Here is a 14,873-nt window from a genome sequence, read left to right on the forward strand (position 1 = left end):
ATTTTTAATGAAAGTGATAAGGATATTAAATAGCATATAAAGCTCATTGTTTAACAATGAGCTTATTGTGTTACGAATTTGCTTCTCTCCAATCATCACTTCCGCTTGTTCCAGCCGCTGTATGCTCCCAAATAACTTTTCTGTAATTTAAGGATACCTTAAAAAGCTCTGTTTTGTCATGATTGTTTGCTTCTTGAGCATTTGGCATTACTAAGGTAATATCTGTAATGATAGCATCTTCTAATTTAGTTGTAAAAAAATGTTCTTGTCCACCACTTGTTGATGTTCTAAACCAATGAACTTCAACACTCGGAAGTCTTTCACCTTTTGTAAGTGCATTGTAAAGTAGAGGAACTGCTTTATTTAGAGAGCAAGTGAAAGTAAAAGGCTTATGAACTCTTTGTCCTGATGGTTGTCCACTTTGTTGATCAACTGGAACTGTTACAATATGAGAAATTTCTTGAGCCATAATCTCGTCTTCGTGTCCTGCTTGATAGCGATTTCCTATACTTGCTTCTGTAGAAGCACCACTTGAAATAAGTCCTTGTGTTGAACCTTCGATTTTGATATATGCTGGTTGTGCCATGTTTTTCCTTATGATTATAATTTTAACTTTATATTTATATTAAAAGCTTTTAATATTTTAATACAAAATAAGTAAAAATAATATAAAATTAATAAATAGAAATAAAAATTATTTGAATTTATATTAGGAAAAATTATGTTTCAAAAAATAATGCAAATTTTAAAATCTAGGATTTTTGTAATCACATTAATACTTATTATTTTAGTTGTCTTAAGTTTATTTTTTTGGGCTTATGGTTCTTTATTTGCGTTTAATGAAATTTATGTTTTTAGTAATTCTTATTTAAGATTTGGGATAATTTTTATATTTTGGTGTTGTATTTTTTTGTTTTTTCTTTTAAAGCCTTTAAGTAATTTTATAAAATCTTTTAAGGATGACAAAAGAATAAGACTTAAAGAAATTAAAAAAGAATCTAATGAATTTTTATACAAAGCAAAAAGAAATTTCTTTATCGCATTAAAAGATGCCAAACAAACATGGAAAAAAGATATCAACACTAAAAATTTGCCTCTTGTTGTTATTGTGGGAAATGAAGGTGCTGGTAAAAGTACTTTTATAAATTATTCTGATATAGAATATCCTTTAAGTGATAGTTTAGAATCATATAAAAAGATGCATAAGTCTACCAATAATTTTAGCTTATATGTTTCCAAGAAAGGCGCTTTGCTTGATACTGAGGGAAATTATTTTTCTCAAGAAGATTTTTTTCATCCTAATAGTAGCGATGAGTTACCCGAAGATGATATAGAGAAAAATAGAGACTTTTTAATTAAAAAGAGTATTTGGCAAAATTTTTTAAAATTTTTAAATAAGAATTATTTTCATAGTAAATTAAATGGCATTATTTTAATAATTGATACTCGATTGTTTTTGGAAAACACAAAAGAATATTCTAATAATTTAATTCGTTATTTAACAAAAAGGGTGCATGAGTGTGAAAAAATTTTAGGTGTACAATTACCTATTTATGTTGTTTTTTCAAAATTAGATTTGATAGAAGGTATGAGAGAATTTTTTGATATTTTTAATGAAAAAATTCAAAAAAAAGCTTTTGGTATAAGTTTTGCAGAACATTTTAAAGAAGAAGATATTCAAAAGTCTTTTGAAGAGATAAGCAAATCTTTGTTTTTACGTTTTGTTGATAAAAATTCTTCTATATACACTATAGAGGAAAAAAATAAAATTTATTTATTTTTAAAGCAGTTGGATAATTTATTTGTATTGAGCAAAGACTTTATCGTGCAACTCCAAAATGAAAATATTTTAAAAAATAGTTCAGTTTTAAGAGGGGTATATTATGTAAGTGCTTATCAAGAAAATGTGCCAAGAAATTTTATGCTTGATACAATTTGTGAAAAGTATAATATAAAAAAACCATTAGCTCAAGTAAAACAGTCTTTTAGCAAGCAAAGTTATTTTGTTCAGTCTTTGCTTGAAGATATTGTCTTTAAAGATTCATCGCTAAGTAGAATTAAAAGTTTTTACAAAAAGATATCGCTTGTGGGTTTAACTATATTTTTGAGTTGTATGACTTATTTTATTTCATCTTATTTTATTCTTAAAAGTGAGCAAGAAAAGAAAATATCTCAAAGTGTTTATACTGATCTTTCATTTTTGTTGAAAAATATGCAAGATTACCCCATGATGAGTATAGAAGAGAAAGCAAAATTATTAGTTGATTTAAGAAATATACTAAGTGTATATCCACAATTAATCGAAAAGGCAAGTTTGTTTGAATATTTTAGCTTAAACATAACATATAAAGGCTTTAAAAAAGCACAAAATTTATATTATAAAATTAGTGAAGATGTGTTGAAAAATACCCTGTTAAAAGAAATGGAAATAATATTACAAACTGATGATAATTATGATAACTTAATTAAAACTTTATATGTATATAAATCATTGTTTGAGCAAAAATATCTTGATAAAGATTTATTAAAAATATGGATTAATGAAAATTGGAATTTTTTAGAAAAATATAAAATTTCTAAAGAAAATTTTCTATCTGGTATCGATGAACTTCAAAAGATTGACTTAAGCACTTCTCAGCAAGATGATATTTCGGTTAAACTATCTATTGAAAAACTATATAATGTAGCAAAAATTCAAAGAATATATACTTTACTTAACTTTATCATTCTAGATAAAAACAATAAAGTATATAATTTTAAAAATGAATTGGGATTTGCTGCTAATAATGTTTTCTCAGAGTCTATTAAAATTGATAGTATTGAAGAAATTTACACAAAAAAAGGTATGGCTGACTTTTTGCAAACGTTAAATGTAAAAATAGATAAAGCCATTGAGATTGATTCGTGGATTTTAAATGATTTGTCAAATTCTGAAAATAGAAGCAATATGGCAATGGGAATTATTAAAATTTATTTAACGCAATATCAAAATAAATGGCAAGAAATTTTAAATTCACTTGCACCAAAAAAGTTTATTTCCAAAAGTTCTATGCTAAATGAACTTAATATACTATCTAAAAAAGAAAATCCTTTAATGAATTTTATAAAAATTGTTAGTGTAAATACCAATCTTAACGATGCTACCTTACTAACTCAAGCATATAATCTCGGTGTTAATGCTGCTGAAATAAAGACAAGTTTTATGGGGATTACCAGTTCGTTTGATGCTTATCATAAAATTATAGAACAAAATTCTATTTTAAATACGGGTGCTACTGCTGTAGGTTTAGATGTTGGAAGTTATCAAAAAACCATGGAATTAATAAATACAGATTTGTCTAATATTCATAAAAAAATAATTGACTTTACAATAAATAACTCGCAAACTATTGAGGAAAAAATAAAATACGCTTTAAGCGATAGTAAAGATTCTAGCGACCCATTTAGTTCTCTTGAACAAAATATTAAAAATTTACCAAGTGAATTGGAAAAATATTATGCAACTCTTTCTTTGTATGCTTGGAATATTATAGAAAACCATGGAGTTTCTTTGTTTAATACTGTTTGGTTGAATGAGGTTTATGCACCATTTGTTAATGATATAGCTCCTTTTTATCCTTTTAATTTATTAAGTTCACAAGATTTAAGTATAGATTCTTTTAAAAATTTCTTTGGTAAAAATGGAATTTTAAATAAGTTTTATGAAAAATATTTAACAAATGTTCTAATTAAAAGAAAAAATGTTTACTCTATTAATTCTAAATTTAGCTCAAGATTAACTTTTTCCAAAGAATTTTTGGATTTTATTACTAAGGCTGGTAATTTATCAGAGTTAATGCTAAATGCAAATGATGTAATGAGAGTGCGCTTTACTTTACAAAGTCTTGACTTAAGTGCCGATTTTTCTTTTGTAAAAGTTCAGTATAATGATACTTCTATTATATATGATCACACATTGCATACAAAATTAGATGTTATAACTGATGAATTTAACAATGGAACTAGTTTTGATTTCACTGCGTATTCTTATTTAGATGCTAATATAAATTACACAAAATCATATAAAGGAGAATGGGCTTGGTATAAATTATTACAGGAAAGTAAAAATTCAAATTCATCTTACAGTGTTTTATTTAATGACAATAAAAAAATGTATTTTGATTTCAAACTTAATAATAACAACTCAGATATTAATAATATAATTATGATATTAAGTGATTTTAAAATAGTAGAAAATATAACAAAGGCTCAAAATGATAGATAAAGAAACCATAGGATTGATAATTGAAAATATTGATGAAAATATTACAAAAACAGTAGCTTGTGTATTTGATGAAACTGGTGGACTTGTTGGATCAAGTCCAGAATGTTTATTTTGGATACAAGATAAAAATAATTCTGTTAAAGAAAAACATATGAAGATTACTTTTGAAGAAGGTTTTTTTACTATGACGCCTATAGAATGCAGTGATATTTTTTATAATAATTCTTTTTCTAGATTGGAAGATGGTTATGAAATTATTATCAACAAAGGCGATGTTCTAAAGTTAGGTCTTATTGAGTTGCGTTTTGTTGATTCAAAAGAGATTAAACAAGAAACTTTAAAGCAAGCAAAAGAAATAAAAGAAATAGAAAAACACACACAGATGGATGAAATAGAGCTAAAACCTAGAGGAAAAATAGATGGTTTAGATTTTAAGGCAAAAGAAAACATTAAAGAACTTATTGAAACAAAAATAGATTATAGTTTTATAGAGGATAATAATATTAAAAATTCTGAAGTTATTATGGAATCTAATTCTTCTGTTAATTTAGATTTTACTTATGAAAATATAGGAAAAATTTTAGATAAATTGCAAAATGAATTATCAGAAAATCGTAAAAAAACAATACTAAATGATAATTTCCAAAAATTAAATATAGATGATTTTCAAACAGTTATTTCAAAAATTCCGCTTATTAAAGATACAAAACTAATTAATCTTGTTGTGTTAAAATTAATTACTAAAGAGTTGTATTCGCCTGTATTTAAAGAGATGGAAGAAGATATTTTTATGACTTATTTGCAAAATGCCTTGCAAAATATTATCAAAAATGATCAAAATATATTTGAAAATTTGACTTTACTGTCTTTAAATAAATACAAAGAAAAATAATTTTTTTTCAAAGTAAAGTAAGATAATTTTCCAAAATTAATTTTAAAAAGGAGTATCAAATGAAAATCACAATGATAATTCTAAGCTTATTTTCTTTAGTATCTTTAAGTGCATGTGCTTTTAAAGAAAATAAAGCAAGTGAATTAGAAACTCTTGCAAGTAATTATGGTGGAATTTATATCTTTGATAAAAAAATAAGAGAAGAGATATTGGAAAATGAAAGAAAGAAAGGAGAGGCAATGAAAAAAATGTCTTTAGGGGATGATTTTTGGGATCAATTAAAAATCATAGAAAAAAAATTCCCTCAAGTCCTTTCTAATGGTTGTAAATATTATCGTAACGATTATAATTATGATGTAGATGATCCTGACTATGATTTTAACTTCGATGATAAACCCGAATTTGCATACTATGAAGATCAATTTAAAGCATATATGGGTGAAGAAAACTATAAAAAATTAAGACCTTATTTAGGTATGACAACTTATTATGTGTGTGAGGGTAAAAAATATCCTATTGTTTTTGCTACTATGATAGATTATAAAGTAAAAAGCTATGGATTATTTGGAGATGAAGGAAGAGGATTTAGCTTTTCTAGTATTAGTCGTAAAAGTGCAGGAGGAGGATCTTTTCATTATTTTACTAATAATAAATTTATAAAAAGTGATGAAAAATATACAGGACAAAGTTACTGATGAACCCTAAAGAACTTATTTCTCAAATCAAAGACTATGCTAATATAAGATGCTAGTTATGCTATGCTTGATTTAATCGATGAGAATGATGAAAAAGGTTTTAATAGTATGTTAAATATAAAAACTAAATTTTACTTATACTAAGGTATTTGAAATAATATACTTTAAAAAGGAGTATCAAATGAAAATCACAATGATAATTCTAAGCTTGTTTTCTTTAGTATCTTTAGGTGCATGTGCTTTTAAAGAAAATAAAGCAAGTGAATTAGAAACTCTTGCAAGTAATTATGGTGGAATTTATATCTTTGATAAAAAAATAAGAGAAGAGATATTGGAAAATGAAAGAAAAAGAAGAGAGTTGGAAGATACTGATAAATTTAGAACTAAAGCGGGTCAATTAAAATCAGGAGAGTTAATTTATACGATAGATTCTGAAGCTATTGATAAATTGCTTCCTCAAGTCCTTTCTAATGGTTGTAAATATTATCGTAACGATTATAATTATGATGTAGATGATCCTGACTATGATTTTAACTTCGATGATAAACCCGAATTTGCATACTATGAAGATCAATTTAAAGCATATATGGGTGAAGAAAACTATAAAAAATTAAGACCTTATTTAGGTATGACAACTTATTATGTGTGTGAGGGTAAAAAATATCCTATTGTTTTTGCTACTATGATAGATTATAAAGTAAAAAGCTATGGATTATTTGGAGATGAAGGAAGAGGATTTAGCTTTTCTAGTATTAGTCGTAAAAGTGCAGGAGGAGGATCTTTTCATTATTTTACTAATGGTAAATTTATAAAAAGTGATGAAAAATATACAGGACAAAGTTACTGATGAACCCTAAAGAACTTATTTCTCAAATCAAAGACTATGCTGATATAGCAGATGCTAGTTATGCTATGTTGTAATATGTTTGGGAAAATATAGAGCAAGATGAAAAGAATAATATTTATAAAGCAGATAAACTTACTTTTGGTGATAAATTAAAGCAAGATATTGTTATGAAAAATAGTAAAAGGGAAAATATTGTAAAACCTAAAAATACAAACACAGCTTATGCTTGTGCTATACAAGCTCGTTTTGAACAAAATAAAATAGTTAAAATAGAACCTAAATATTGTATTTCTCTTATAAATACTTGTTTTGATAGTAAAGAAATAACATTGGATAATGATATTAGCAGGGTAGGGTTAAATGATGCACTGAGTAAAAGAACTATTGATTTTGTATTTTAAAACATTAGTCTAACACTTTAAGTGGGGCTTTGATATATTGTGATGTTAAATATAAAGATAAGCTATCTTTTAGTCCCAGTGAAGTTTATAGTTTTAATGCCTCTAGTGTTTATGGTTGGAATGGTTCCTAGTGTAATTATATTTTGATTTTTAAAAAGTAGGATAATTTTATTAAAAATATAAAAAGGAAAATAAATGGGTTTATTAAAAAAAATATACATTGCTTGGGGGATGTTTTGGGGAATTATTTTTTTGTTTAGTTCTTTATATGCTTATTTTAGTGATATAGAATTTTTTGGTGATATGTTAAAGATTGCATTTTTTATATATTCTTATCCATTGTTACCTTACATATCATATTTAACACTACAAGAAACTATTAAATCCAAAAATATTTTTCTTTATTTTTCTTTATTTTTCTTTATTTTTCTTTATTTTTCTTTATTTTTCTTTATCTCGGGGGGATTTTTTAATTATGTAATAATATTAGGCATTTATACAATATTATTTTTAATAATATCTATTAAATTTAGAAAAGAACTTTCTTATTATTTTTCTTTATTATTTTGTATTTTTTTATACATTTTTTTATATCTTTTTATTTTCTATATGGATTTAAAAAATGAGTAATAAAGCTCAAATTAACAATCTCAAAAATTACGCTAAACTTGTATAGATTGGTTTTTTTGATTTTTTAATAATAATTTAAATTTCAACAAAAAAAGGAAGTAGTGTGATAATACTAAAAAATCTATATATTATTTGGATTATAATTTGGGGATTTGGGGCTATTTTAGGTTATTATATGGCATATGATGCAACTTTTACTAAAATGTTCTTTTTTCTTGTTATACTTTATCTTTTTCCATTATTGCCTTATTTTTATTATTTGATTTATAAAAAAGCAAGAAAAACAAAAAATATATTTGTTGCTATTTGTTGCTATTTGTTGTTATTTGTTGTTATTTGTTGTTATTTGTTGTTATTTGTTGTTATTTGTTGTTATTTGTTGTTATTTGTTGCTACTATTGATTAATAGAAATAATAGTAATTTTAAGTTGTACTTAATTATTATTGTGATACATATTGTAATATTTGCAATAATTTATTTAATTAAAAGAAATAAAAATGAAAACTCAAATCAATAATTTAAAAGATTATGCAGAACTTGCACAAGCTAGCTATTTTAATTTTGATTTTTTAAATACTAGAAATATATTTGAGTTAGATTCTAATCAAGAAAAAATTCAAGAAGAAAATTCTCTTAGAGGTTATAGAGAAATAAAAGTAAATTTAGAACATATTGTCAGTCAAAAATATAAAGATAAAAAAGTATTGATTGATTTAAGACAAGATAATGATTGGCAATCAAAAATATTAAATTTCTTTGATGAAAAGACAAATTTTGATAAACTAAATGGAGAATTTGGAGAATTACAAGCTAGGAATTTCTCTCAAAGATATGAGGTTCAATTTCATCAGCCTAACACTACAAGTGGCTTTAGTGCTACTTTGTTTTATGATAAAGAAAAAGATAAATTTGTTGTAGGATTTAGGGGAACTGAAGTTTCTTTTAAAGATTTAAAAGCGACATGGGAAACCGCTTTAGATGCAACCCAAGACTTAGTCTTATCTCTTAATGGCAATCTCCAATCTTCTTCTCTTTTAGAATTTTTAGAACAAGTAAACAAAATAATCAAAAATAAACACAAAAGTATTATATTTGTAGGACATTCATTGGGTGGGTATTTAGCTCAAATGGCTTTGATATATTGTGATATTAAATATAAAGACAAATTATCTTTTAGTCCTAATGAAGTTTATACTTTTAATGCCCCTAGTGTTTATGGTTGGAATTTTCCTAATATAGCTATCAACCCTAATACAATAAAAATTATGCAAGATCTTTTAGGAAAATACACTATAGATATTTCAGAAAAAATCACTCACATTTATGATAATGGTAAAATTGAAATCATCGCTTCTGCTCAATATGGCTCACACAATAGACTGTCTATCTATACGGGTAAAGATTCTCACTCCATAATCCCCCTAACTCAAACTCTTTACTTCTACTCCTATCTTTTAGAATTAGATGCTAACCATAACAAAGTCAAAGATAAAAGTTTTAGTGAATGTATAGAGTATCTTAATCATTTTATGAAAAATATTCAAATATATACAGAAACTTTTGTGTTAAAAAATAATGCTATTAATAATAAAAATTTCGCTCTTAAAAATGGACCTCTTGGGCTTTTAAGAAGCTCTCCAAAAAAAATCAATCATTTTGAATATTTTCTTTCATTAATAGCCACCATAATGCAAGAAACAAATGATATTTTAGAAGAGGTTGGAGATAATTATTATACAAGCTACAAAGCTCCTACCATTAGTCAAACAAAAATCATAGATTTTATTTTAAAAGCACATGAAAAAGAAAAATATATTTTAATTCTTGATAAAAATGATTTTAATAAATACAGAAAAGATAGTTCCTTTGTTAATAATCAAGAAAATTTAGCTCATAAAATTGCCATTGGGGAATTTAGAATTTTTATTGTGGTTTATAAAGATATGAAATGTCTTGAAAATATTAATAATATAACAAAAATATACAGATATAATTCAAAAAGTTATAAAATAAAAGATCAAATTTGGGATGAGCAATATTTAGGTGGAGTTTGTAAAATATCACAAGCTTTGTATTTTAATGGAAAAGCTAAAATAGGTATTATTTAGGAAAATTATGATAGGTAGAGACTTTTTATATTCTATTCATAAAGATAAAAAAAGTATTTATTTATTTTGTGAAAATAAAAGCATCATTGATTGTCAAAGTATTTATGATGAACTTTACAAATTAGAAGCAACGACAGATTTTACTTTTGAAGAACTCCAAAACTACCAAGCTTATATCTTCCTAAACTCCACCCTCCTTACAGGCTCAAGTGAAATTCCTAACAATCCTTTTTACTTTGGAGAATTAAATCAAGATAATGCTATAAAACAAGATACACCTAGTTATTATTTTTCTCCTAAAGATGAAGATAGTGGCAAAGGAAAACTTAGCATCTTTTATAAAAATGATGAACTTTGCTTGCTTAATTATTCTATTATAGAAAATTCTTTAAATATCAAATTAGAATGTTTAAGCAAGCAAAGCTTAGAGTATAAAGATTTGATTTCAAACACTCTAAAAGAACAAAAAACCATACAGATAAATAAAAAACAAGCTATAGCTAAACTTCATGCTCTTTTAGAAAATCAAAACCTAGAATGTATCCATGGAGGTAAAGTCATACTTCAATCAAACAAAGGAAAAACTTTTAAAGATAGTGGTGTGCCTATTATGCTAGAAAGTGATTTACTTAATTCTAGCATAAGTGGCTGTCCTAATACCATTGCAAATGTAAGCTATCCTTGCACTAAGGTAGTAGATGTTAAAGGCTCTTTATCTCAAAAGAAAGTTAATAATGAATATGTAATCTTACAAGAACTCATCTCAGCTTGTATTAGTGATAAAGGCTTTCCTTTAAAAGTAAGCTTTGTACCTACTAAGTTTAAATTTGATCATAGTTTTAATCCTAAGGAAGGCTTAGCAAAGCAAAGCAAAAACCAAACAAAGCTAAAAGAGCCCATAATAAGACTTCATTATAAAAGTGATAGATTTCAAAAAGATAACCTACCTATCTATAATCTTTTGATCAATAATGAAAAAAAAGAACAAAATAAAGCTTTAAGTGAATTAAATATAGATCAAAAAGATTTAAAAGATATAGAAGATGTTAATATTCTTAATCAATTCAAACAAGACTTTAGTAAAGATTATGAATTTAAAGAATTAAATTTTAGTTTTGATACTAATTTAATCAAACTTTATTTTATTATCCCAAAAAATATTGCTAAAGTTTATAAAAGTGCTTATAAAGAATTTGAATATAAAGATTTAGGAGCAGGGTATTTTACACAGCTACATGAGTATGATAAAATCATCAAAAATTCCCTAGAAGATAATAAAGAATTAAACGAATATCATTTTAGTTTTTTAGCTCCTGCTAAAATGCAAAATTTAAAATTTCAAATCGCAAATGGACTAGATGAGATCTTAGAAGATGAAGATAGAAAACAAGAGCTTTATGTTTGTAAATTTGTAGTAGTGAATGGGATTAAAATATGAAAATAAAAGATTTCACCTTAATTACATCAAATCATAATTTGGAAATTGAGTTAAAAAATCTTACCGAAAATGCTAATAAAATTATTTTTATATGTGGTGATTTTGATGGATATAAAGAAGCTAAGAATTCTTTGTATAAGACACTACATACTATTGAATATAAATTTAAAATTAACAAGAAAAAAACTTTTAAAATCATACATTTAAATCAAGCTAATAAAGATGAAATCACAAAAGAACAAAAATTTAGCTCTGATAAAAATTTATCTAGTATTAAAAAAATTATCTTTAATAATTTAAATTTTTTAAATGATGTAATCAATCAAAACAAAAATAAAACGCTCAATAAAATTATTGATGAGAGTAATGAAGAAAATATTGAAAATTTTTTAAAAGGAGTTCAAAAAGAATTAAATACATTATTAAAAAATATCAAAGAATCTGATTATTTTGAGCAAGAGATTAAACCAAAGATACAACTTACCCTAGATACACTTTTTAATACATTTTTAAAAAATATCACTCAATCTAATGATGATGAATATAAGCAAATTATTAGAGCTATAGCAAAATTTTTTATCAATATATTAGATTCTGTAACCAATCTTAAAAAACCTATCTCTTTAGTCAAAAAAAATCCTTATGTTTTTGTTGTAAATACATTATTTGAAGTTTATAATTCTTCTTCTGACTATCAAGAGTATAAGGAACAAAAATATTATTATGATTTTGCTTATCCACTTTTAGAGCTTATTACTAGTAAGCTTTATCCTATTATCGCTTTGTGTAATGAAGAAATTTTATCTGATGTATTGATTATAGATGATAAAGTATTATTAGATTTTTCATCTTATTCTAATGTACCTTCTATTAGTCTTTATAAAAATAGTTTTTATAAAGTTATTTTAGATGAAGAATTTCAAGGTATTTTTGATCATTTTTTAGAAAATAATCCAAAAATTGAAAATGAAAAGTTAGATAATACGCTTTTGATTAATTCTAGTTTAAAAAATTTTGATACAACATTAAAAAAAGCAATCAATTCAAATATCTCTGAACTTAATCATTTCTTTTATGCAGAATATCCTGATTTAAATTCTTCCATACTAGTAGAAATGATACTAGATAAAAAAAATACTGATCAAATCAATACAACAAAAATGGGTAAAAATTATTTGTTTATTACTAATCCACCACAGCTTAACAATGCAGCACTTTGTGAAGATTTGTATCAAAAAAAATTAGGAGCAATAATAAAAAATCGCCCTAAAGCTCTTACAAAAAATGAAAAACTTGGATTAAAAGAGCAATTTCCTAGTAAAAGAGATTATGGCTCTTATTTTATAGAAAGAGATGTTAAAAAGGAAGATGATTTTGTATTGCAGCTTTGTCCTTTTGTGAAACTTGATGGACAGATTTATCAAAAATATAAAAGGTATTTTAATTTTTATAATCAAACACTTTCTTGGATAGGACTTGATTTATTAGAGAGTACAAAACAATCAGTTGAGCAAGATTTTGCTTATATTGATAGCTTTTTTAAATTACCCAAAGAACTAGAAGAAATTAGCGAAAAAGAAAAAGAAAAAGTAAAAGAATATATCGGGCTTTTTAATAATTATTTAGATAATATCAATTCTGATTATGATCAAATGCAATTTTTTCTTGAGTTAGAGTCATCAATATCCAAAACATATGAAAATGTAGATTTTAAGAAATACTCACCTTTAACGGTTGTTTTATTGACTTTAACTTTGTATGTTTTACAAAAAGACTTAGCTTCTACACAAGAATATTCTCTTGGTGTTAAAAATATTGTAATTCCAAATTTAGATTATGGTGATAAAGAAATTTCACTTAATTACCAAAAGATTAAAATACCAAATTATTTTAATGAGTATATCTTATTTATCCCTGATGATATTTATTTTTATGATAATGATAAAAAAATTTACATCTTTTTATCTAAAGAATTAAATAAAAATAAAAAAGAAGATGAAGTTATCTATTTAGATGAATTAGCTAAAGCTATGTTTGAAAATGATTTTAAAGAAGATGATCAAACTTATGTGGATTTTTTAAAAACCTTAAATGAAAGCTTTGATGAGGAAATTGAATTTAAAGAAAATACACAAACAGATAAAACTCTTCCTTTGAAAAAAGATTTAGATAAAAGTATTCAAGAAATTATGCTTGATAATGAACTTGCAAAATTATCCATAGATATCACTTTTTTTAATATCATTAAGCAACTTTTTCCTTTTGCAGAATTTTTTATGAGCCAGCCTGATTTTTTTAAAAAAATGATTTTATTTTTTATAAATTCAAGCTTTGATAAAAAGCATTATGGTAATAAATTATTTTCTAGTTTTAAAGCACATTTTTTTAAAGAACTAGGGATATTTTATGCACTTAATCCTAAAGGACATTTTATAAAAATTAATCCAAAAAGTAAAAAGCCACTCAATAAGCTTTTTTTATATCAAATAGGAACAAATTATTATTATTTTAATCAATTAGAATATGCAAGCGAGTTAAAAAAGTCAAAGAGTTTTTCAAGATTGGATAAAGCTAAGCAAATTCATTTGATATCAAAAGTAAAAAAACAATTAGCTATTGATTTTTCTATTAAAGTAAGTAAAAATTTAAGTGTAGATGTGTTAAAAAATTTAGCAGGATCTTTTATCGATACACTTTTGCCTACAAATTATGAAAGATTAAAAATTTTATATGAAAAACTAATGTATGAAAAATTTACTTACAATTATGATTTTCCTTTAGCTGTAAAAAAAGAAGAATACTTAACCTATCCTTTATTGATAAATTCTAGATTTATGAGTTTTGATTTATCTGAGTTTATTTTTGGTTCTTTATTATGCACAGGTGGGCTTAATTATTATCCTAGTATTGCTTGTGCTACGACTTCAAGCAAAGCTAGGGAATTTGCCTTAAAAAGACTTTTATCTTATATTATTTTAGATGAGAAAAGAAGTGCTTTTAAGGAAGATAAGATCAATGAGGGTAAATACATCTTAAACGATATGGAATTTTTTGAAGAAAACAATATAGAACTTAGAAATTGTAATATATATAAGCTAGAGCATTTTCAAAGAAAAGAAGAGTATAAAACACAACACCCAGTGATAAAACAACACCCTATCTTAGCTTATAATGATGCTATACAAATTTTATATGAATATGCAAATGGTATTTATAATACTACTCAAGATGAAAAGGGTAGGTTCATAGAAGATAGACAAAAAGCAAGAAGATTAATGGAAAATTTAGAAGCCATAGGGCAACATAATTTAGAAGTGATGTATAGGGGGATAAATGAAGAAGGTGATGAAATAATATATCAAAATAAAAGATATTATAAAAATATTGAGAATTTAACTACTAATAATAAATCCCAAGATTATTCTAATCAATTCATAGGCAGATTAGCCACTACTATAATCATGGAAGATGGTTTATATATAGGATGAAAGGATAAAAAATGAGTGAAACTTATGAAATTTATACACCCGAAGGTTTTATATTAAATGTAGATAAACAAAGTGGAAGAATACTATTTCCAAAGTCAAAAAAACCTAC

9 protein-coding genes are annotated in these 14,873 nt (G+C 24.7%); 8 read left to right on the top strand and 1 reads right to left on the bottom strand.

Annotated elements, in window-relative coordinates:
• Positions 1-70: 70 nt before the first annotated feature.
• A complete protein-coding gene (locus L8Y18_RS07905) occupies positions 71-586 on the bottom strand; it encodes an Hcp family type VI secretion system effector (protein WP_039626225.1) in 516 nt (171 codons plus the stop codon).
• Between the two features lie 135 nt (positions 587-721).
• Here L8Y18_RS07905 and tssM point away from each other — a divergent pair, with 135 nt between their 5' ends.
• The 8 genes from tssM to L8Y18_RS07945 all read left to right on the top strand — a co-directional run bounded on the left by tssM (position 722) and on the right by L8Y18_RS07945 (position 14,764).
• The gene (tssM, locus tag L8Y18_RS07910; RefSeq protein ID WP_263676624.1) at positions 722-4,264 is read left to right on the top strand and encodes a type VI secretion system membrane subunit TssM; all 3,543 of its coding nucleotides are present in this window, start codon (positions 722-724) and stop codon (positions 4,262-4,264) included.
• Positions 4,254-5,156 (top strand): hypothetical protein, encoded by a 903-nt coding sequence (locus L8Y18_RS07915; RefSeq protein WP_263661754.1) that lies wholly within the window; start codon positions 4,254-4,256, stop codon positions 5,154-5,156. The genes tssM and L8Y18_RS07915 overlap by 11 nt, the downstream gene beginning before the upstream one ends.
• Before the next feature lie 59 nt (positions 5,157-5,215).
• Positions 5,216-5,851, top strand: coding sequence for a tRNA 2-selenouridine synthase (locus L8Y18_RS07920; RefSeq protein ID WP_263676625.1), 636 nt, complete (start codon positions 5,216-5,218; stop codon positions 5,849-5,851).
• Between the two features lie 181 nt (positions 5,852-6,032).
• On the top strand, positions 6,033-6,698 hold the full coding sequence (locus L8Y18_RS07925; protein ID WP_263676626.1) for a tRNA 2-selenouridine synthase: 666 nt from the start codon (positions 6,033-6,035) through the stop codon (positions 6,696-6,698).
• A 167-nt stretch (positions 6,699-6,865) separates the two neighbouring features.
• Entirely contained in the window at positions 6,866-7,099 is a 234-nt protein-coding gene (locus L8Y18_RS07930) for a hypothetical protein (RefSeq protein WP_257938276.1), read from the top strand.
• A 1,128-nt stretch (positions 7,100-8,227) separates the two neighbouring features.
• On the top strand, positions 8,228-9,838 hold the full coding sequence (locus L8Y18_RS07935) for a lipase family protein (protein ID WP_257938277.1): 1,611 nt from the start codon (positions 8,228-8,230) through the stop codon (positions 9,836-9,838).
• Positions 9,839-9,845: 7 nt separating this feature from the next.
• A complete protein-coding gene (locus L8Y18_RS07940; RefSeq protein ID WP_263660852.1) occupies positions 9,846-11,276 on the top strand; it encodes a hypothetical protein in 1,431 nt (476 codons plus the stop codon).
• Positions 11,273-14,764: a hypothetical protein gene (locus tag L8Y18_RS07945; protein ID WP_263676627.1), complete on the top strand. Its 3,492-nt coding sequence runs from the start codon at positions 11,273-11,275 to the stop codon at positions 14,762-14,764. Before L8Y18_RS07940 ends, L8Y18_RS07945 begins: the two co-directional genes overlap by 4 nt.
• The last annotated feature ends 109 nt before the right edge of the window (positions 14,765-14,873 follow it).

The organism is Campylobacter sp. CNRCH_2007_0968H (genome assembly GCF_025773245.1).
GTDB classification, from domain to species: domain Bacteria; phylum Campylobacterota; class Campylobacteria; order Campylobacterales; family Campylobacteraceae; genus Campylobacter_D; species Campylobacter_D lari_D.